Here is a 19140-nt window from a genome sequence, read left to right as displayed (position 1 = left end):
ATCCACGCTCCATGGCCCATCACGTCTTTGAAACGCTTGCCGACACTTTCGCGGCTGAGGGTGTCGACACCTGCTTTGCCCTGCTGGGCGACGCCAACATGCATTTCGCCACAGCGTTGTCAGAACGCGGCGCGCGCATGATCTATGTGCGCCACGAGCATTGCGCCGTGGCGGCGGCGACCGCCTACGCCCGCAAATCCGCAGGCGTCGGCGTGGCAACCGTGACCTGCGGGCCGGGGTTGACGCAGGTGCTGACCGCCCTGCCCGCGGCCGTGCGCGCAGGCTTGCCGCTGGTGATCTTTGCGGGCGAAGCGCCCCTTAGCGCGGCGTGGTACAACCAACAGATCGAGCAAGCCCCCTTTGTCACCGCCTGTGGCGCGCGCTATCACCGCCTGCACCATGTCCCGCGCATGGCCGAGGCGATCCGCAACGCTTTTGCCGAAGCAAAACAGGACCGCATCCCGGTGGTCGTCGGCGTTCCCTTCGATCTTCAGGCGCAGCTCTTGGACATGCCCCCGGCCCTGCCCTCGCCTTCGGCAGACATCACACTGTCACTTGCCCCGGCACCACCCCATCCTGACGCCATTGCAGCGCTGGCCGCCCGCGTCGACGCTGCCAGTCGCATCGTGGTGATGGCCGGACTGGGGGCTGCAGCCTCGGGGGCGACACCCTCCTGTCGCGCGTTGGCCGAAAAAACTGGCGCGCTGTTGACCACAACACTGCCCGCCCGGGGGCTGTTCTATGGCGACCCTTTCAATGTCGGCATCGCAGGCGGGTTTTCCTCGACGCTAGGCCGCGCGCTGTTCGCCGAGGCCGATCTGGTGATCGCCGTCGGCTGCCGCCTGACCCAACACAACCTCGACAAGGGCAAGCTTTTTGCCGGGGCCGAGATTGTCCAGATCGACACCGACCCACAGGCCCTGAGCCAAGGCAGGGTCGCGGCCACGCACCACCTGCGCGGCGACGCGCGCCTCAGTGTCGAGGCCCTGACCGCTGCCATCGCGCCCGCACGTGGATGGCGCACTGACAGACTGGCTCGCGCCATCGCCGAGGCCCCCTCGGACACAGCAACTTTTCCGCCGGAACCGGACGTTCTCGATCCTCGCGATGTGGTCCGCGCGCTTGACCGGGCCCTGCCGCAAGACTGGCAAATGGTCAATTCATCGGGTCACTGTTCATTCTTCTTCGCCCATATGGACCGCCCCTTTGAGACCTTCTTGACGATCCGCGAGTTTGGGGCCATCGGAAACGGCATCTCTTATGCCATGGGCGTTGCAGCAGCGCGCCCCGGCGACACGGTGGTGATGTTCGACGGTGACGGCTCTCTCTTGATGCACATACAGGAACTCGAAACCATCCGTCGGCATGGGCTCAATATCGCGATCTGCGTGCTCAACGACGGCGCGTATGGGTCGGAAATCCACAAATTGCGCGATGACGGCCTGTCAGACGCGGGTGCCGTCTTCGGGCGGACCGATCTTGCCGCCATTGCGCGCGGCTTTGGCATCGGCGGCGCGCGTGTCACGGATCTTGCCATCCTGCCTGCACTGGTTTCGGAATTTGCCAGAACTGGCGGGGCGGCGGTGTGGGACTTCCATGTCTCTGACCGCGTCGCCTCACCCGTGATACGGCGCGCACATCCGGGCGGCCATTGCGGCACCGATCATCCTGTTGCCCTTGGAGAACTGCTATGAAAGTGCATATTCTTGACGATTGGTATGACTGCCTGCGCGGCCTGCCCTCCTTCGAGGCGCTTGACGGCCACGACGTCACCGTCTGGACCGACCGTGCGCCCGATGCAGCCACGCTTGCCGCGCGTCTCAAGGGGGCCGAGGCGGTTGTCCTGTTCCGAGATCGCAGCGCCATCACACCTGAGGTTGCCGAAGCGCTCGACGGTGTACAGCTCATTGCCATGCGCGGCCAGCACACCCATGTCGATGTCGGTGCCCTAACCCGCGCGGGCGTTCTGTTCTGCTCCAGAATGACCAAAGACGGGCCGTCCACATCGACCGCCGAACTGACCTTTGGTCTGATCATTACCGCCCTGCGTTATCTGCCCGAACAGATCACATCGGCACGGGCCGGAGCGTGGCAAGGGGACGCCCCGCTGGGGCGCAATGTGGCGGGCAAGACACTTGGCCTTTACGGGTACGGCGCGATCGCGCGGGTCGTGGCCGGTTTCGCGCGCGCCTTTGGCATGCAGGTACAGTTCTGGGCTTCTGACGACAGCCGCGCCCGCGCCGTCGCAGACGGAGAAACCGTGCCCAACAGCCGCGCAGAATTCTTTGCGACCTCTGACGTCGTGTCGATCCACAAACGCCTGACATCCGACACGCGGGACGAGATCACCCGGGCCGACCTGATGGGGATGACGCCGGGTTCGGTGCTGGTGAACACCTCACGCGCCGGGCTGATCGAGGCGGGCGCAATCCTCGATGCGCTCAATTCCGACCGGATCGGGCGAGCCGCCCTTGACGTTTTCGCGGGCGAACCCGTCAGCGATCCTGCGGACCCGCTGTTGTCCCATCCGCGCGTCATCCCGACACCGCATGTCGGCTTTGTCACCGCCGAGGAACTCGACAGGCAATTTGGCGATATCTACGCGCTGGTGAACGCATACAGCAGCGCAAAACCCGTGGAGATGATCAATCCCGAGGTCTGGACGACCGGTCAGAGCTAGTTGCAATATGGGTGCGGAACTTGTCCAGCATTTCGCACTCGAGCAATTCGAGCAGAGCGCTTGCGTTGTTAGACAGCGGCACGCCGCGTCGGGACACGATCCCCAGCGTCCGCTGCAACCGCACCCCTCGGAACGGGAGCGCAACGAGCATCACCGGTGCCATTGCAATGGCGCTTTCAGGCAGGATTGTCAGTGCCACGCCAGCACGTACGAGGCGCATCGCCATCGTGGCATTCTGAACCTCGAACTGCCACTGGATGCGGTCGCGCATGTCTCCGAATGCGGCATCCAGCAACTGGCGGTTCTTGGACTGCGACCGGATGCGGGCCAGCTTTACCCCCACGATATCGTCCAGCGTGACATGATCCCGAGCGGCAAGAGCGTGCCCCTGCGGCACGAAGAGGTGGTAATCCTCTTCGACCAGTGGTCGCAAACGCAGATCCGACAGTTCCGCCGACACGATGGTCACGCCGAATTCCGCCACGCCGCTACGGACCGCACCGGAAATGCGGTCCACCGGGATATCGAACACTTCGTAAGCGATATCGGGCCGCTTGGCGCTCATCACCCCCAGGACCGACGGCAGGACAGCATTGGCAATCGAGGGCAGACAGGCAAAGGCGAGCTTTCGCGCCTGTCGCTGCGCCCCCGCACGCACCGACTCGTAGGTGTCGTGCAACGCCTTCAACAGCGCCCGCGCCTCAGGCAGCAACCCCTGCCCGGTGTCGGTCAGCGACACTTCGCGGCTGGACCGGATCAACAGCGCAGACCCCAGATCCTCTTCGATCTTGCGCAGCCTGTGAGACAGCGCCGCCTGACTCAGGTTCAGCGCCTCGGCCGCCCTTTGGAAAGAGCCGTAGTCGGCAATTGCCACAAACGCCTCAAGCCCCAGATAGTCCACGCGCATGTTAACCCCTCCTACGCGGTCGCGCCAAGGCTACAGCCCCGCCGGTCAGGAGCAAGCCCCGGATGATTCCGCCCCTTTTGCTGCCCGACGGGATGACAGAGATTGTCTTTGCCGTCCTCATTTTCACCAGCTTTGCAGCCTCCTTTATCACCGTCGCATTCGGCATCGGCGGTGGCGGCATCCTTCTGGCGGTCATGGCTACACTTGTGCCACCCGCCGCGCTGATCCCGACCCACGGCGTTATTCAGATCGGTTCGAACCTCGGGCGTGCCTTGCTGACATTTGCGCATGTCTACTGGCCTGCCCTTCCGGCCTTTGCGATTGGCTCTGTTGTCGGTGCGGCAGCAGGCGGTGCCATTGTGGTCAGCCTGCCGCCCGCATGGGTGCAGATCGGTGTCGGCGGCTTCGTCATCTGGAGCGTTCTTTCCAAGCCGCCCAAGGGCCTGCGGGATTGGCCGCTACTGGTGGGCGCGATATCGAGTTTCCTGACCATGTTCTTTGGCGCAACCGGGCTGTTTGTCGCCACCTACACCAAGTCCCACAAGCTTCCGCGCCATTCGCATGTCGCCACGCACGCCGCACTGATGACCGTTCAGCACGGCGTGAAAACCATCGCATTTGGCCTTTTGGGTTTCGCCTTTGCGCAGTGGTGGGCATTTATCATAGCGATGATCTGTGCGGGCTTTATCGGAACGCTGGCCGGCAAGCTGATGCTCAACCGGATAGATGACCGCCGCTTTCGGCTGGCGCTGGATACCATCCTGATCCTGTTATCGGTGCGGTTGATCTATGGTGGTCTGCGCGACCTTTTGTGGTAATCCGCCGCAAGCGGCGCGTCATATTTAGCGGCGCTGCCCCCCCTCAACGCCGTCACCCGTCAAAACCCGCGCGCCACCGCGGGATACAGCGTCAGCAGAAAACGTAGCACGGGCCCAAGATGCCGCGCCAAAAGACCACCAACCCACGCGGTGCCGGTCACAGCGTGTTTCACCAGACCTCTAAACCCCGCAAAGTACAGCGGCCCGTGAGGGGCCAGAATACCAAAACCATAAGGCAGGATCGTGCCACCCGAGGGCGCCCCGAAACACAACGCGAACCGCCAAGGCACAGTCGGCCCCTGCCCCGCAAAGCAATAGTCGGCCCCCCGATGCAATCTTGTCAATTTGCGCTGGCCCGCCCCATGCAGAGTTCAGCTTGCCAGCAGCGGTTTTCGCTGATGAAACTGCCAAAACCAGCCGTCAAACAATCGCACACAAAAAGGATCATCATGAGTCAGGCTTTAGAGGCGATCGCGCCCGGTTCATCTCTTCGGGCAGCTATTAATCTGGGCAACAGGGCGCTGGTGCAACAAGAAAACGGGACGCTGAAGGGGATCACGCCCCAGCTTGCCCGCCGGCTGGCGGAGGAGATCGGCAAACCCGTCGAATTTGTTCTCTATGAGGGCGCTGGCAAAACGTTCAACGATGCGGGCAAGGGGCTCTGGGACGTGGGCTTTTTGGCGATCGACCCTGCGCGCGCCAAAGCCGTGTCCTTCACCCGTCCCTACAAAGAGATTGTCGCCACCTACGCTGTGCGCAATGACAGTCCCGTCACCGCAATCGAAGACGCAGACATGCCCGGAACCAAGATTGTTGTCGGCGCGGGGTCTGCCTATGACCTTTACCTGACAAGCGCACTGAAGCACGCTGAATTGGTGCGTGCGCCGGATCCCGGCGCGTCCTTTGAACTATTTCGAGACGGCGTCGGAGATCTGGTCGCAGGCGTCCTGCAAAGTTTGCAGCGCAATTTTCCCGCTGGATCCGGCGTGCGGATTATTCCCGGCCAGATCACCGCCGTGAGACAGGCGATGCTTTTGCCTTACCATGACGCCGACCGAACCGCCGCGCTTGACGCATTTGTCGAACGTGCCATCGAAAGCGGGTTTGTGGCTGCAAACACCTGAGCGAAACCGTGCTGACATCAATCACACCGGTATCGAGGTAACGAGGCGACGCATCCATCGTCCGCGGTCAGACAGGACCACAAGGCGTCGCGGTCCCCAGATTGGCGCAGTTGGTCGGCAGTTTTTACCCCCTCAGCTGACAGCGGGAACTGTTCGTTCAGATAAAAAAGTCGGTTTCGTCCGCAACCGACCAGTTCGCGGTACGCGCGGCCAAGGTCTTCTTTCGCGGTCTCGCGCCGGTCGAGATGCTTCCGCTTCGGTGAAGGATTTTCGATGCGGGCCTTGGTGCAACGGTGCCGCGTGGCGCCTCGTCGGCCCGCGTTGGAAATCCTCCCAATGTGGAAGCAGCGGTGGCCAGGCGCTGTCTATGGGGAAAGTGAACTGAGGTTTCCAGCGACGGTGGAACGTGACTGACGGCTCGAAGGAAATCGACGGCCTTCAAGGGCGTCCTGATCTGCGCTGGTGATGATATTCGGCCTCGTTCGGCGCATTTGGTCGGCGGCTCGCGGGCCACTTGCGACTCGGGGCAAGCCCGGAGCCATCGGGGACGGGTAACCGATCCAGAGTGGTTTTTGTGACAGTGACGGGCGGTTCGTCATGCGGCCTGCTCCCGTGGTGGTGCGCGCGACGTCGGTTTCTGGCCTAAGCGGAATATCTCGACGATGCGCATCGGGCTGCCGCAGGATGGGCATGGTTCGCGCAGGGTGAACGGGATGATCTCTGCCTCGGGTTCCGGCACGGTGAACGGTTCCGGCATCGGGACGCTGAGCAGCGCACGGCTCCTGTTGATATGCGCCCGCTGCCTGATGGTGCGCGCGGATAACGGTGCTGTCCACTGCCCGGCAGTGGCTTGCATGCAAACCATGAGGGGGATCATCTGCAGGGCGTCCGGCACCACCCCACTCTGGTTCAGCGCCTCCATGAGGTCTTCCCACACTCAAAGCCGATCCAAGCAGATCTGCTGTGCCCGCGGGCATCACACAGCAATCCTACAATTCCGGTGAAAGCCATGTGAAGGGCACAAAGCCCAGAACTCGTAAGTTATTGAATTTTATGGTGCCCCCACACGGACTCGAACCGCGGACCTACTGATTACAAATCTGTTCTACCACCTTCTCATGGCGCCACATGTCTGAAATAATATAGTTGAAAAACAGCTTGATACAGCTCGAGAGTTGAACATTGCCGACCATCGATAGCCGCCATTGCGCACGTGATTTGAGAGCCTAAGATGAGCCTAACGGACCTACAGATTAGACGTCTGAAGGCCCCGGAGATGGGGCAAAAGACGTACTATGACCCTGGATTGCCCGGCTTCGGCGTGCGTGTTTCGCAAGGCGGCAGCAAGACCTTTGTTGTCGTTTATGGCAAGGATCGCCGCCGCCGCAGTCTCGGGCGCTATCCAGAGCTTTCGCTGTCAGATGCCCGCATCCTGGCAAAGCGCACACAGGCAGACTTCGCGCTTGATGTGGTTTCGCCTTCTCAAGACTTGCCCGCCATTCCCTTCGAGGCCGCGCGCGAGAAGTTTCTGGCAGACACCGAGACCAGGACGAAGACCCGGACAATCGACGAATACCGTCGCCTCCTGTACCGGCATTTTCATTTTGATTGCGCCTTGTGCGAACTGACCCGCGATCAAGTTGCATCCCCAATTGAAGCGCTGAAAGCCACGCCGTCGGAGCAAAAACACGCCTTCGTCGCCATCCGCACCATGATGAACTGGTGCGTCAAACGCGGGTTTCTACACGTATCACCGGTCCCGGCGTTCACCTTCAGATCAAAGCCAAGGGAACGGGTCTTGAGCGACCTGGAACTCGCGGCTGTCTGGCACCGCGCCGAAGCTTATGGATGGCCATTCGGTCGGATCGTCCAACTCCTCATTCTGACCGGGCAGCGCCGCGGTGAGATCGTCGGCCTTCGCAGAAGCTGGATCGACGCGAAATTGATCTGCTATCCCGCCGAGTTCGTGAAGAACCAGCGCTCGCACACCATTCCCCTCGGGAATTGGTCTATGAAGATCATCGAAAGCCTGCCCGAAACCACCGACCTGCTGTTTCCCTCCCGCCTGGACGAGACCAAGCCTTACAACGGGTTTTCCAAATCCAAGGTCGCCTTTGACCGCGCGTTGAACATCGCCCCCTACACACTTCACGATCTGCGCCGGACGTTCAGCAGCTCGATGGCCCGGCTGGGCACGCCCCTCCATGTGACAGAGAAGATGCTCAACCATGTCTCGGGCACGATCAGCGGGGTCGCAGCCGTGTACAATCGCCACGCCTATCTCGACGAAATGCGACAGGCCTATGCCGCATACGAGGCCCATATCCACGAAATAGTCGAAAAATATGGACCCAACGGTGATTCGCTCATAGGCTGAGGTGACCTAGGGACTGTCGAAACCTGGGCATCGCGATGCTCTTCATTCATGGAGAGATCGTGATGAGGATACTGTCAAAGCGTCAGGTCAAGGAGTTGGTCCTATACTCGCCGCAACACATAGCTCGCCTGGAGAAAGCAGGCCAATTCCCGAAACGGGTACAGCTGGGCGTGAACCGGGTTGGCTGGGTGGAAGCGGAAGTGCTGGATTGGCAGGAAGAACGGCTTGCCCGCCGCGACGTCCAAGACGAACGCTCCTGACCAGGGAGCCGGGTGACCGGGGTTGCAAACTCGGTCACCTATTTGAATCCAAATCGACGAAATATCGGAAACTCCGAGATGCCAAGTAACATTTGGCCTCTAACAGTACGCCAAAATTCAGACGAATCGTGTTCGCGTCACTCCCCGCACATAAATTTAAAGCAACAATTGAACGAAAACTAAGAGTCTTAGAGGTCCAGAATGTCCCGCTACTCTGTTGCCCCCATTTACACATCCAATGCTTCTAACATCGCTGCAGCCTTAGAGATTGATATTTTTTCAGGTGGTCAGTTTTACAATTGGGCATCAGGGGTAAGCATTGGCGGCGGATTCGCCCTTACCGCGGGCCATGTACTATTTGACCCCAATCTGCCTGCGGCAGGCCTGGAGATATCATCAGCCGCTGGTACAAATTTGGAGTTTGGCATTGGATCATTTTTGGCAATGCGCGGTGAGAATACATTCAACATTGGTGACTTTTCTCCTTTCGGAACCGGAGTAGACATAGCTCTAATTTCTGGGATTGGCTTCAATCACCCAACCCCAATGTTGGTATGGCAGGATCCAAGCATGGCGCACGGTGATATCTACGCGCTCGGCTATCCCGGCTATAACTATGGCGGCGAGCAGCTTTACTCCACATCAGGCACACTCAGCCCGGGGAGCTACGGCGAATACCAATTTGACTACGAGAAAGAGTTTTTTGGCCTCGCGGGAATTGATCTTAATTATTCAATGATGGGATGGGACGCGAATGATGACTTTGGATCGATTGGAGGCTTTAGCGGATCTGGCGTTTGGATTTCTCACCAGATCCTTTCCGGTTACGATCTTCGCCAAGACTTATTGATCGGCCTTGTTTCAGGCGCAAATACAAGCGTTCGCGGGGAGCTTGCGCCAGGTATTATTGCACCAATAAGCTCAGTATATTGGGAACTCGCCGACGCATTGACGATAGCCAATGCTGACGCTGACAATTTTGGCGTAAACGTTCTGATTTCCAGTGAAAATGAAACGGAATTTTCCGGCACATTCTTTCATGAGATCATTCATGGCAGCTCTAGCGCAGATCGCTTGTATGGCCTGGGAGGGGATGATGAGATTTTTGGAAAAGAGGGCTCAGACACACTCGTTGGCGGGACAGGAAACGACTCTCTGCATGGTGGAGACGGCTACGATACCGTCTTACTGAAAGGGGACATGGCGGATTATCGGATTTCGGCAAATGACGATGGTTCATTTTCTATATCGCACGTTCATTCCGACAAAAGTGATGGAGTTGACCAGCTTTTTGAAATTGAATTGGTACGATTTGGTGACGGTCAGGATATTGAGCTGGACGGGTTAACAGTTCTGGAAATTCCATCAGATCTTGTTCGAGGCGAAGGCAACATCATCGCGCAAGATTGGATGCGCAGTGGAGATTTGAGCTTTTCAGTTACCTTGTTTGCGGATGGAACGATTGTTCGGCCCTCCGACGGTATATTTAATGATGGAACCTTCACACTCAACGCAGGCTTTTCTCTGTACCCAGATCAAGGTGTCATCCCCGTAGGCAGAGCCACGTTTGATGACGATGAACTGAGTTCGGTCACATATACCATTCAGGACAATCCCGCTGTCGAAGACGCTGTATTTTTTTCGATCAACGGAGGCCCGCTGACCAAAGAGGTGACGATCGAATACCTCTCCATCGGGGATGGCGTTGATCGCATTGGGGGGGGATTGTGGGGCGATCCCCACCTGCTCACCTATGACAATGTCGGCTATGACTTCCAAGCTGCGGGAGAGTTCGTGCTGGTCCACGCCAAGACCGGCGATCCATACATCGTGCAGGCTCGTTTTGTCCAAATCTCTTCGGCTGTGTCGGTAACCGAAGCGATTGGCACGCTCGTCGACGGCCACACTGTCACCGTCGAAGTCGACGGCGCCGGCGGCAAGATCACGGTCAATGGCGTGGTCACAGAGGTCGCCGATGGCGCCTCGGTCAGCGTCGGTGCCGGGACAATCTCTCGCGACGGTGACAGGATTCAGATCGACCACGGCAATGGAGACATCACCCTTGTCGCGGCTTTCACGACCTTCCTGTCCGTCGCGCCGCAGCCTTCATTGGCGCGTGATCCTGGTTCGCTAGAAGGACTGCTCGGGAACGGCAACGGAGACCCCACGGATGATCTGCAACTGGCCGACGGTACAGTTCTGACGACTCCCGTGCCTGTCGAGACGCTCTACGGCGATTTTGCAGACAGTTGGCGGGTTCAGCCCGGAAACCGCTACTTGCCCGGTGACCCCGAACCTTTCAAGGCGCCGGACCGCATCATCACGATTGACAGCCTGCCGCAAGAACTCCGCGCGGAAGCGGAGGCTGCAGTGGATGCCATGGGGATCACCAACCCCATCCTGCGCGAGGCTGCCATTCTCGACTATGCCCTCACCGGCGATGAGGAATTCATCGAGACGGGTCAACTCGCAGAACAAATCTTCGATCCCTTGGTCGATACCGTCGCCGTTGATCCGGTCAGCAACCCCGCGATCATTTTGCAGGCCGCGACTTTGACCGTGGATGAAGATGATCCGGCTGCGCGCGTCGTCGAGTTCACGGTGTCGAGGGCGGCGACCGTCGGCGATGTGACGATCGACTACACGGTATCCGGCACCGGAGCGTCACCGACCGATGCTGACGACTTTGTCGGCCAGATCGTTGCGGGGTCCGTGCTCATCCCGGATGGCGTCGAAAGCCAGACCTTCACAGTCGAAATCGCCGATGACGCCGTCTTCGAGGGGACCGAGACCTTCTCCGTCAGCATTGCCGTCGAACCGGACCAAGCCGCCAACTACGAGGTGCTGGTTTCCAGCGTCAATCTTTCGATCACCGACAACGACAATGCAGCTCCGACAGATATCGCCCTTTCGCCGGGGGACGTGGATGAAAACTCCACCGGAAATACCGTGGTCGGCGCATTGCTGGCGACCGACCCGAATGCCGACGATACACATACGTTCACATTCTTGGATGACGCGGGTGGCTTGTTTGCCCTGGACGGCAGCAACATCATTGTGGCGCTCGGCGCGCAGTCGGATTTCGAGGCTGCCAGCGAGCATACCATCGAAGTCAGGGCGATGGATTCCGGTGGCTTGAGTTTTGACAAGACACTGAATGTCACTGTGAACGATTTGCCGGATAGCTTCCTCGGCGGCCCGGGCAACGACACCATTCTTGGAGATGCCGGTGACAATACGATCGAAGGGTATGCTGGCCACGATATCATCTCGTCCGGTCGTGGGGCTGACGTCATTGGCCTAGGCCAGGGCAATGATCTTTTGACCGGACCGTTGGGATTCTTCTTCGGCGACACAGTCAAGGACTTCGGTATGAATGACCGGATGTTCTTTGAGGGACTGCAGTTGACGCGCGATGGCATCGGCGTGACGCACGGATCTGCCATTCTGGATATCGACGACGATGGCGACGGGTCATCCGACGGATCGTTTACGCTCGAAGGCGACTTTTCAGGCGGGGACTTCATGGCCGCGCGCCTCGAAACTGGAACGCAGGTCACATTCGAGAATTTCCTGGCGTCCTTGCAGAACAAGCAGGCGGTGAACGGGAGCGATATCAACGGCATCATCAACGCCGAGTTCCTCAACGGCCATAATGTCACCGACATGACAGTCACCTTCGAGGCCAATGCATCCGCCGGTTTTGACAACACCATCGGATATTATGAGATCGACCCCTCGGGCAATCTGCTCAACGTTACAATTCTGGCGGTGAATGCGAAGACCACGTCCGGTCCAATTGATATCAACGTAGGCGACCCCAACAACGACATCGGTTTCTTCCTTGTTCAGGATGGCGCAAACAAGATCGCGGGTTCAGAATTCTTCGCAGACGACTTCGAGTTCGTAAGCGACGGAACGGGTGGTTTCGACTTAGCTAGCCAAGGGGCCGTGCTGACCGGCGTAAATGTTTTTTTCTCGCATGATGCAACATTGAACCCTGACGGCATGGAGCATGTACTGTCTGGTGTGTCTGACGACGGAGAAGGTGCGCTACGTATTGGGTTCGAGGACCTTATGCGTAACGGCAAGAGCGACGACGACTTCCAAGACGTTATCCTTTATGTCGATATTGCATGATCCCAGACGCCATAGTTCTGTTGGAAATACGAGATGGCTCTCAGGTTTGAGCCATCTCGATCAATACCCGAGAACGTGCTGTTGCGAAGTGCGGCAACATGGTCGTTTTCCGACCGCTGGCAGATCTCTCGCCTTTTGGGGAGCCAGATAGGAATGTTCCGTCGCGCCAAATGCCCGGACAGCCAGATATCATCGACCATCCAGAGATCGTTGGGGATCTTGTAGAATAGGGCATCGATGAAAGTTGGCAGTACTAGCACACCGCCATAGCCTTGGAGTAGGTCGACGTAACCCGCTCGAGCAACTAAGCGCCGGGCCGGTTTCGGGCCTTTAGTCACAAGGCGCTTTTCTTGCCATTGCTGTCGTACCCTTCGATACCGATATACTGGATCGAAATACTCCTTGCCTATTTTTGCTCGATCGCAGGTGTTATGTGGTTCCGGTGTAGGCAGTACGTCATGTAGGTGTCGACCGGCAATAGCGATGCACTCATTGGGGCGCTGGTAGTGGGCTTCAAGCAATCCCTGACTCCAGTTCTGTGGGTATATCCGATCATCATCACAGAATAATATTGGCGTGTCATCGCCCGATAGTTCGGAGGCTGCGTGCAGCACTTTTGAGGCAGGTCCGAAATCATCTTCAACGATTACAATGCGAACTGATTTTGGTACCTCTGGCAACTGTCCGTCAAACTCCGGGAAACGTCGATATCGACGCGGCAGATATAGCCTTATCTCCTCGATAGGCGCTACCTGCGACAACAAGCTATCCACAACTGGTTGCAGCGCCTTGAACCGTGGTGGAATGGACGTGAGAGAGATTATTGCCATATGCCGCCTAATGAAAACCAGGTCGCATTCCAACCTGCATCAATTTTCTTGATGGATGGTCATACTACTAAACCCGGTGCGTTGCCATGGTCTCAAATAGCATTCCGAATCGAAGTGCGACATAATACCAGATTGATTGGCCGACTGTGTAAGAACCGACTGTCGAACTCGTTCTGAGTACGGGCGTATTAGATTGAGGAACTCAATGTGCCGCTTGTTGCTGGTGAAAACCAACAACACCAGCAGGTTCGCCTTCAGCCCATAATGCTCGTGATACAAACCCTGTTCAATAACCTCCGCATATTGAGAAATCGATCGGGCATAGGATTTCCGGGCCGCTGCCGAGGTCTGCGGCTCAGTCCCCCGATCCACTTCCAGTGCAAATGCTCGAAAGCGCCCACCATAGTCGAGTGCAAACAGTTGGTCGGGGATCAATTTTCCTGAGGACGTCGGGATCGCCAAGGGCGCATTTTTCTTTTCGAGGATCACATGTCCGGGAATATACCCGACTCCTTGCCGCTTCGCTGCGATATCGATGGCACTGGTGACGCACGACGTCATATACCCATGCCACCAGTGTCCTGTCGGACGCAGCGTTGTTTCCTTGATGCCGAGTTCTTCGAGGTAGTCGAGGCCTTTGGGGCCGAGATCGTAGATGTACGGTTTGCACTCGGCCCGTTCGGTGGCCCGTTGTTGCGACGGCAATCTGAGATAGCTAGACGCCCGCAGTTTCTGCATGGCGCGCAGCGCCGTGTCTTTGCAACGATGCGTGTCACAGGTCAGCTCAAAGAGATATTGCGAGGACTGCGGCCCATGGCGCTCGATGTGTTTCAGCCATCGAATCTCGCGCTCGGTCAAACGGACGCGTGCGACCGGGGCGATGTGGTAGAAAGTGGCGCGACCCAGTTTGTCTGTCTGTTTCATGAGCTGCAGGATAGCTGGTCTCACAATTCCGGCGAAGGTTTGGTTGGATCGTCGTCGTCGAATTTTTCTTCTGGTTCAGAAAGTTCCGGCTCATCTGAGGCGCTATGTTCCGTCTTGCGCTGGAGTGGTTCGGCGTAGCATTCGCGGTTGTGTTGCCGGATCGCATCGATCTCGTCTTTTGTGGCGCGCGGTAGTTTCTCCAAAACAAAAAACGGAAAGCTGATCGGCACGGCCCTTTCCGTCAATCCACGTACAAAGGTTGCGAAAGTGCCCTTTGGTTGACGCTGGATGGTATCGGGGTCGCAGGACATTTGCCCCGAGAGGGCACGGGCATCGCGTGCCGAAACACCGCCCGCCAGCTTGATTGAGGTGTTGGCTTCAAACGCTTCCTGCAAGCCATTGGAAAGCTGTCCGAGGTACTGGTGCGCCATGACCATGCCGACCTTGTATTTCCGGGCTTGGCTGAGGATCACGCCGATGTTCTGGTCGAAATAGTCCTGCGCCTCATCGATGTAGACAAGGGCCGGAAGGCGGTCAAAATCGGGCACTGTGGCGCGTTCCTGGGCAGCCTGGGCGATAAGCGTGCGCGTTTCGCGTGATCGTGGGCACTGATTTCATCTGATCGTGGGCACCCATTTCACGGGAAGCCGGGCACCGATTTCACGCCATCTCGGGCAGTGATTTCGCGGGATCATGGGCAGAACTGGTCGACGAACTGAGGATACTCCCCCTCCGGATCAACAGGAGGGGCCGAATGCCGACAGGACGTCTGACCATGCGCCGTATACGGGACGTATTGCGATTGAAGTTTGCCCAAGGGCTGAGCGAGCGGGCGATTGCCACCTCGCTGGGGCTTGGGAAAGGGAGCGTCGGGGCGTATTTGAGACGTGCCCGGGAAGCGGGGCTGAGCTGGCCGCTGCCGGATGACCTGGACGACGACAATCTCGAGTTGTTGCTGTTTCCGGCGTCCCCGACCGTGCCGGACCCGAACCGTCCCGTTCCCGACTGGTCGGTGATCGACAAGGAGTTGCGCAGGCGCGGGGTCACCCGAATGCTGCTGTGGCAGGAATACCGTGCGCAGCACCCTGACGGTTTCGGCTATACTTGGTACTGCACGCATTTCGATGCCTGGAAGGGGCGCGTGCGGCCAAGCATGCGGCAGACGCATGTCGGCGGCGAGAAAGTCTTCGTGGATTTTTCCGGCGACACGATCGACGTCGTCGATCCCGATACCGGTGAGGTGCATGCGGCGAAGCTGTTTGTCGCCGCGATGGGCGCGTCGAGCTACACCTACGCCGAAGCCGTCGCCTCCGAGGGGCTGGAAGACTGGATCGGCGCGCATACGCGCATGTTCCGCTATCTCGGCGGTGTGCCAAAAGCCGTGGTTCCTGACAATCTGAAGTCCGCGGTGATCAAGCCCGATCGCCATGATCCGGGTCTGAACCGCACCTATGCCGAACTGGCCGAGCACTATGGTACAGCGATCCTTCCGGCGCGCGTGCGCAAGCCGCGCGATAAGGCGAAAGTGGAGGTCGCAGTGCAGGTGGCGCAGCGCTGGATTCTGGCGCGGCTGCGGAACCGGCGGTTCTTCTCCCTGGCCGAGCTGAACGCGGCGATCCGGCCCTTGCTCGACGATCTGAACACGCGGATCATGCGCGATTACGGGGCCAGCCGCGCCGATCTTTTTGCCACGCTGGACCGCCCGAACCTGCTGCCGCTACCTGCCGAGCCTTATGTCTTCGCCCGCTGGAAACGGGCCCGTGTTGCGCCAGACTATCATATAGAGGCGGATGGCTGCTGGTACTCGGTCCCCTTTGGCCTGATCCGCCAATTGGTCGATCTTCGGATCTCTCAGACGGCTGTGGAAATCTTCCATCGCGGCAAGCGCGTGGCCAGCCACGCCCGCAATCCCGGGCGGCGCAGCCATGTGACGGTGCCCGATCACATGCCGTCCGCGCACCGGCGCTATGCCGAATGGACCCCGGCCCGCATCCTCGCCAGCGCCGAAAAGCTGGGGCCATCGGTCGCCGCGTTCTGCCAGATCGTCATGGAGGACCGCCCCCACCCGGAACAGGGGTTCCGCACCTGCCTGGGCGTGCTGTCGCTGGCCAAGAGCTTTGAGCCGGACCGCCTCGACGCGGCTTGCCGCCGGGGCGTGACGATCAAGGCGCGGTCGGTGTCCTCCATTCGCTCGATCCTGAAGACCGGCCTCGATCGGGCCTTTCTGAAGCCCGAAACCGAAGAGCTTCCCCTGCAACACCCCAATATCCGGGGTCGAAATTACTACCACTGAGAAGGAGACAACATTGCTGACACATCCCACATCCGACCGGCTCGAGGCCCTTGGCTTCACCGGCATGGCCAAGGCGCTGGACGAACAGCGCCGGGCTGGCGCCACGTTCGAAAACCTCAGCTTCGAAGAGCGGCTGGGCCTGCTGGTGGATCGAGAGGCGACCGAGCGCGACACCAAGAAGCTGGCAACACGGCTGAGGTTCGCCGCGCTCCGGCAGGCCGCATGCGTCGAAGACATCGACATGCGCAGCCCGCGCGGCATCGACAAATCGGTCATGGCCCATCTCATCGACGGTGGCTGGATCGACCGGCACGAGAATTTGCTGGTCACTGGGCCAACAGGCCTGGGCAAGAGTTGGATTGCCTGCGCGCTCGGTCACAAGGCCTGCCGTGACGATCGCCGGGTCATGTATCACCGCGTGCCTCGGCTCTTCCAGGCGCTGGCCATCGCCCGGGGCGACGGCCGCCACGCCCGCGTCCTGAAATCCATCGAACGTACCGAGCTCCTGATCCTGGACGATTGGGGCCTGTCGGTGCTCACTGCCACCGAACGCCGTGACCTCCTGGAAATTCTGGAGGACCGGCAGGGCCGCGGCTCGACCATCGTCACAAGCCAGTTGCCAGTCGACCAATGGCACGAGGCCATCGGCGATCCGACCCTCGCCGACGCCATCCTCGACCGCCTCGTTCACAACGCCCACCGCCTCACCCTGACCGGAGACAGCATGCGAAGAAAGATGAGCGCCACGAAACCGCTTGACCCAACAGGTCGGGCCTGACTCAATGAACCTTGTCGACCAGCCTGCCCACATCCGTGAAATGGCTGCCCGAGATGGCGTGAAACGCGTGCCCGAGATCGCGTGAAATCACCGCCCATGTTCCGCGAAATACGCGATAAGCGCGATAAAGAAGCGTCCGAAGATCTCGGTGCCCTGTTCTTTTAGCAGTGACTTGCTGGTGTTGATCAAGATCAGTTTGCCCGCGTTCATCTCGGTGAACATGTCGAACTTCGACTGCGGATGGGAAAACATCCGTTCAAAGGTCTGGTTCTCCAATACGCCATAGAGACGGCGCAGCACCTGCGTCTTCGTATTGGTGAATTCCCTGCTGTCGAATTCGGTCTCGAAGAACCGGCGTGGCGTGCCTTCAAGCTTGGCGATCTGGTCACGGTATTTTTCGGTGCCGCCGGGTTCCATCAACTCGCGAAGCGTATGGATGGTTGCATCCGGGATATGAAACATCAGCCGCGTCACGTAGCGGAAGACCACGTTTTGCTTGGCGGTCATCCCGGCAGACAAGAGCGAGCCCAGCACAAAATCGTAGAGCTCGATGATCGAATTGGTCAGCCGTTCACGTTCCAGGTCGCCGTAGTCCGCCAGCCGTTCCTGGCCGACGGAAAACAGGTTCAGGCTGACCGGGTAGCCGATGTCCTCGGGATCGATCAGTACGATCCGTTCCGGCGGCAGCGTCCGGGCGCGCAGGAGGTTGCCGATCAGATCACCCTGACTGTCGATCACGATGACCGTCTTGTCGGCGCGTGCCACCTCTTCGAGATCGCGCCCAATGAAATACTGCAGCGTCTGGGATTTGCCGTGACCAGACCCCGCGACGATGTGCGTATGCTCAAACCGCCGGTTTTCAGGAATTTCAAAGGGCGTCCGCAGCCGAAAAAGCTCCTTGAGCCGTGTGCCCTTGAGGAAGACCTCAACAACATCGTCACCTTTATAGTCGCGCGGGAAGATCGGTTGACTGCGATGTGTGCTCTGCAGATTGGTATCCAGCTGCGTTCTGAGCCGCTTGAAATGCTGATAGTCATTGTCGGCGAAGAAAGGTGCGATGATGGCTTCGACCGCTTGCCCGAGCGGATGCACAAACTGCGTGACTTCGACCAGCACGTCTCCCTCAATCGGCGGCGCAGATCGGGCAATAATGGCCAGGCTTTCTGAGATTGCATCGAGCGCGGACAACACCATGACCCTATCATTGCGGGCTTGTCCAAACCGGGCCAATTGATCGCGATACCGCGCGCCCTCAACCGTATTGCAGAGAGCGGGGAGCGGCGGGACTTCCGGCGTCAAACCCTCGTCGTCGAGGATTGCCCGCCCGATCTGCAGTAACTGCACACGCAGCGGATCAGGCACGTCCGGCGGCCAGTGGCGCATGAGGGCGTATTCGATTTCCTCATCGGTCAGTTGTGCCTGCCCGGCGAGCGCATGCCGGTAGAGGGTTTCTGTTTCTTCGCGGGCCAGCCGTTCGAGGCGGGCTGGGCTTTGCCGGTAGAGGCGGATGCCGATGTATGTCGGCACCACAACCAGAACGATCGGGGTCAGTACGATGGTCAGGAGCAGGACCATCGCCAGGGCAATCGACAGGAACAATAGGCTGTCCGCGATGTCGAATTCCCCGCGCCGCATTAGAGTTCAATCACCGTGCTGCTGCCGGTCTCGGCATTGTCGGAAAGCCAATGCTTCATTTGCTGCAGCATCAAGATCAAATTCTCCTCGTAAATTTTCGCCTTCGACGGCGTGGCGCAGAGGAAGCGATCGACCCGCCCATCCATCAAGTGCTCGACGCGCAGCTCGAACTTTTCATCTCGATCATCGTTGCGCGCGGTGGCCGGACGGCGGTCGACCAGTTTGGTCTTTTGCAGGTTCCGTTGCCGGATAATCTGCTTTTCCTCATGCGTCAGGGCAACCGAGAGCGTCACCTCGTAGTAGGTGGTTTTGAAGAGGAACCCCTTCCGGATCGTGTTGTGTGAAATCGAGACGCGCATCGGCTCATCCGGATC

The 19140-nt window shown here is 59.0% G+C and carries 16 protein-coding genes and 1 tRNA gene; 9 read left to right on the top strand and 8 right to left on the bottom strand.

Annotated elements, in window-relative coordinates; genetic code table 11:
• Nucleotides 1–11 precede the first annotated feature (11 nt).
• Complete coding sequence (locus VOI21_RS20225) at nt 12–1694, top strand: thiamine pyrophosphate-binding protein (RefSeq protein ID WP_323771769.1); 1683 nt, start codon at nt 12–14, stop codon at nt 1692–1694.
• Nucleotides 1691–2680: an NAD(P)-dependent oxidoreductase gene (locus VOI21_RS20220; protein WP_323771768.1), complete on the top strand. Its 990-nt coding sequence runs from the start codon at nt 1691–1693 to the stop codon at nt 2678–2680. Before VOI21_RS20225 ends, VOI21_RS20220 begins: the two co-directional genes overlap by 4 nt.
• Here the strand turns inward: VOI21_RS20220 and VOI21_RS20215 are convergent.
• Nucleotides 2646–3587 (bottom strand): LysR family transcriptional regulator, encoded by a 942-nt coding sequence (locus tag VOI21_RS20215; protein ID WP_323771767.1) that lies wholly within the window; start codon nt 3585–3587, stop codon nt 2646–2648. The genes VOI21_RS20220 and VOI21_RS20215 overlap by 35 nt on opposite strands.
• Nucleotides 3588–3649: 62 nt before the next feature.
• Here VOI21_RS20215 and VOI21_RS20210 point away from each other — a divergent pair, with 62 nt between their 5' ends.
• Both VOI21_RS20210 and VOI21_RS20205 read left to right on the top strand, forming a co-directional pair.
• On the top strand, nt 3650–4405 hold the full coding sequence (locus VOI21_RS20210) for a sulfite exporter TauE/SafE family protein (RefSeq protein WP_323771766.1): 756 nt from the start codon (nt 3650–3652) through the stop codon (nt 4403–4405).
• Nucleotides 4406–4524: 119 nt separating this feature from the next.
• Nucleotides 4525–5529: a transporter substrate-binding domain-containing protein gene (locus tag VOI21_RS20205; RefSeq protein ID WP_323771765.1), complete on the top strand. Its 1005-nt coding sequence runs from the start codon at nt 4525–4527 to the stop codon at nt 5527–5529.
• 595 nt (nt 5530–6124) lie between these two features.
• Here the strand turns inward: VOI21_RS20205 and VOI21_RS20200 are convergent.
• Together VOI21_RS20200 and VOI21_RS20195 are read right to left on the bottom strand one after the other, a co-directional pair.
• Nucleotides 6125–6451: a hypothetical protein gene (locus VOI21_RS20200; RefSeq protein ID WP_323771764.1), complete on the bottom strand. Its 327-nt coding sequence runs from the start codon at nt 6449–6451 to the stop codon at nt 6125–6127.
• Between the two features lie 132 nt (nt 6452–6583).
• Nucleotides 6584–6652 (bottom strand) — tRNA-Ser (locus tag VOI21_RS20195).
• A 108-nt stretch (nt 6653–6760) separates the two neighbouring features.
• Between VOI21_RS20195 and VOI21_RS20190 the strand changes: the two genes are divergently transcribed.
• The 3 genes from VOI21_RS20190 to VOI21_RS20180 all read left to right on the top strand — a co-directional run bounded on the left by VOI21_RS20190 (nt 6761) and on the right by VOI21_RS20180 (nt 12306).
• The gene (locus VOI21_RS20190; protein WP_323771763.1) at nt 6761–7906 is read left to right on the top strand and encodes a tyrosine-type recombinase/integrase; all 1146 of its coding nucleotides are present in this window, start codon (nt 6761–6763) and stop codon (nt 7904–7906) included.
• Nucleotides 7907–7968: 62 nt separating this feature from the next.
• Nucleotides 7969–8166: a helix-turn-helix transcriptional regulator gene (locus VOI21_RS20185; RefSeq protein ID WP_323771762.1), complete on the top strand. Its 198-nt coding sequence runs from the start codon at nt 7969–7971 to the stop codon at nt 8164–8166.
• Between the two features lie 201 nt (nt 8167–8367).
• Entirely contained in the window at nt 8368–12306 is a 3939-nt protein-coding gene (locus VOI21_RS20180; RefSeq protein ID WP_323771761.1) for a VWD domain-containing protein, read from the top strand.
• Here the strand turns inward: VOI21_RS20180 and VOI21_RS20175 are convergent.
• The 3 genes from VOI21_RS20175 to VOI21_RS20165 all read right to left on the bottom strand — a co-directional run bounded on the left by VOI21_RS20175 (nt 12288) and on the right by VOI21_RS20165 (nt 14608).
• Nucleotides 12288–13067 (bottom strand): glycosyltransferase family 2 protein, encoded by a 780-nt coding sequence (locus VOI21_RS20175; protein ID WP_323771760.1) that lies wholly within the window; start codon nt 13065–13067, stop codon nt 12288–12290. The genes VOI21_RS20180 and VOI21_RS20175 overlap by 19 nt on opposite strands.
• Nucleotides 13068–13175: 108 nt before the next feature.
• Nucleotides 13176–14060 (bottom strand): replication-relaxation family protein, encoded by an 885-nt coding sequence (locus tag VOI21_RS20170; RefSeq protein WP_323771759.1) that lies wholly within the window; start codon nt 14058–14060, stop codon nt 13176–13178.
• 20 nt (nt 14061–14080) lie between these two features.
• Nucleotides 14081–14608, bottom strand: coding sequence for a hypothetical protein (locus VOI21_RS20165; protein WP_323771758.1), 528 nt, complete (start codon nt 14606–14608; stop codon nt 14081–14083).
• Between the two features lie 206 nt (nt 14609–14814).
• Between VOI21_RS20165 and istA the strand changes: the two genes are divergently transcribed.
• Both istA and istB read left to right on the top strand, forming a co-directional pair.
• The gene (istA, locus tag VOI21_RS20160) at nt 14815–16353 is read left to right on the top strand and encodes an IS21 family transposase (RefSeq protein ID WP_323771757.1); all 1539 of its coding nucleotides are present in this window, start codon (nt 14815–14817) and stop codon (nt 16351–16353) included.
• Nucleotides 16354–16366: 13 nt separating this feature from the next.
• Nucleotides 16367–17131, top strand: a complete 765-nt coding sequence (gene istB, locus VOI21_RS20155) for an IS21-like element helper ATPase IstB (protein ID WP_323771756.1) — start codon at nt 16367–16369, stop codon at nt 17129–17131.
• A gap of 87 nt (nt 17132–17218) precedes the next feature.
• Here istB and VOI21_RS20150 read toward each other — a convergent pair whose 3' ends face one another.
• Nucleotides 17219–18730 carry a helicase HerA domain-containing protein gene (locus VOI21_RS20150; protein WP_323771755.1) on the bottom strand — a complete coding sequence of 504 codons (1512 nt, stop codon included), beginning with the start codon at nt 18728–18730 and terminating at the stop codon, nt 17219–17221.
• Between the two features lie 35 nt (nt 18731–18765).
• Complete coding sequence (locus VOI21_RS20145) at nt 18766–19125, bottom strand: hypothetical protein (protein ID WP_323771754.1); 360 nt, start codon at nt 19123–19125, stop codon at nt 18766–18768.
• Between the last annotated feature and the right edge of the window lie 15 nt (nt 19126–19140).

It is taken from the genome of Antarctobacter sp. (assembly GCF_034670325.1).
Classification (GTDB): Bacteria; Pseudomonadota; Alphaproteobacteria; order Rhodobacterales; family Rhodobacteraceae; genus Antarctobacter.
This window is presented reverse-complemented; position numbering and strand designations above follow the sequence as displayed.

Coding starts and splice junctions, on each gene's coding strand:
- VOI21_RS20225 (WP_323771769.1), top strand. CDS start 12: ATGGCCCATCACGTCTTTGAAACGCTTGCCGACACTTTCGCGGCTGAG.
- VOI21_RS20220 (WP_323771768.1), top strand. CDS start 1,691: ATGAAAGTGCATATTCTTGACGATTGGTATGACTGCCTGCGCGGCCTG.
- VOI21_RS20215 (WP_323771767.1), bottom strand. CDS start 3,587: ATGCGCGTGGACTATCTGGGGCTTGAGGCGTTTGTGGCAATTGCCGAC.
- VOI21_RS20210 (WP_323771766.1), top strand. CDS start 3,650: ATGATTCCGCCCCTTTTGCTGCCCGACGGGATGACAGAGATTGTCTTT.
- VOI21_RS20205 (WP_323771765.1), top strand. CDS start 4,525: ATGCCGCGCCAAAAGACCACCAACCCACGCGGTGCCGGTCACAGCGTG.
- VOI21_RS20200 (WP_323771764.1), bottom strand. CDS start 6,451: ATGGAGGCGCTGAACCAGAGTGGGGTGGTGCCGGACGCCCTGCAGATG.
- VOI21_RS20190 (WP_323771763.1), top strand. CDS start 6,761: ATGAGCCTAACGGACCTACAGATTAGACGTCTGAAGGCCCCGGAGATG.
- VOI21_RS20185 (WP_323771762.1), top strand. CDS start 7,969: ATGAGGATACTGTCAAAGCGTCAGGTCAAGGAGTTGGTCCTATACTCG.
- VOI21_RS20180 (WP_323771761.1), top strand. CDS start 8,368: ATGTCCCGCTACTCTGTTGCCCCCATTTACACATCCAATGCTTCTAAC.
- VOI21_RS20170 (WP_323771759.1), bottom strand. CDS start 14,060: ATGAAACAGACAGACAAACTGGGTCGCGCCACTTTCTACCACATCGCC.
- istA (WP_323771757.1), top strand. CDS start 14,815: ATGCCGACAGGACGTCTGACCATGCGCCGTATACGGGACGTATTGCGA.
- VOI21_RS20145 (WP_323771754.1), bottom strand. CDS start 19,125: ATGCGCGTCTCGATTTCACACAACACGATCCGGAAGGGGTTCCTCTTC.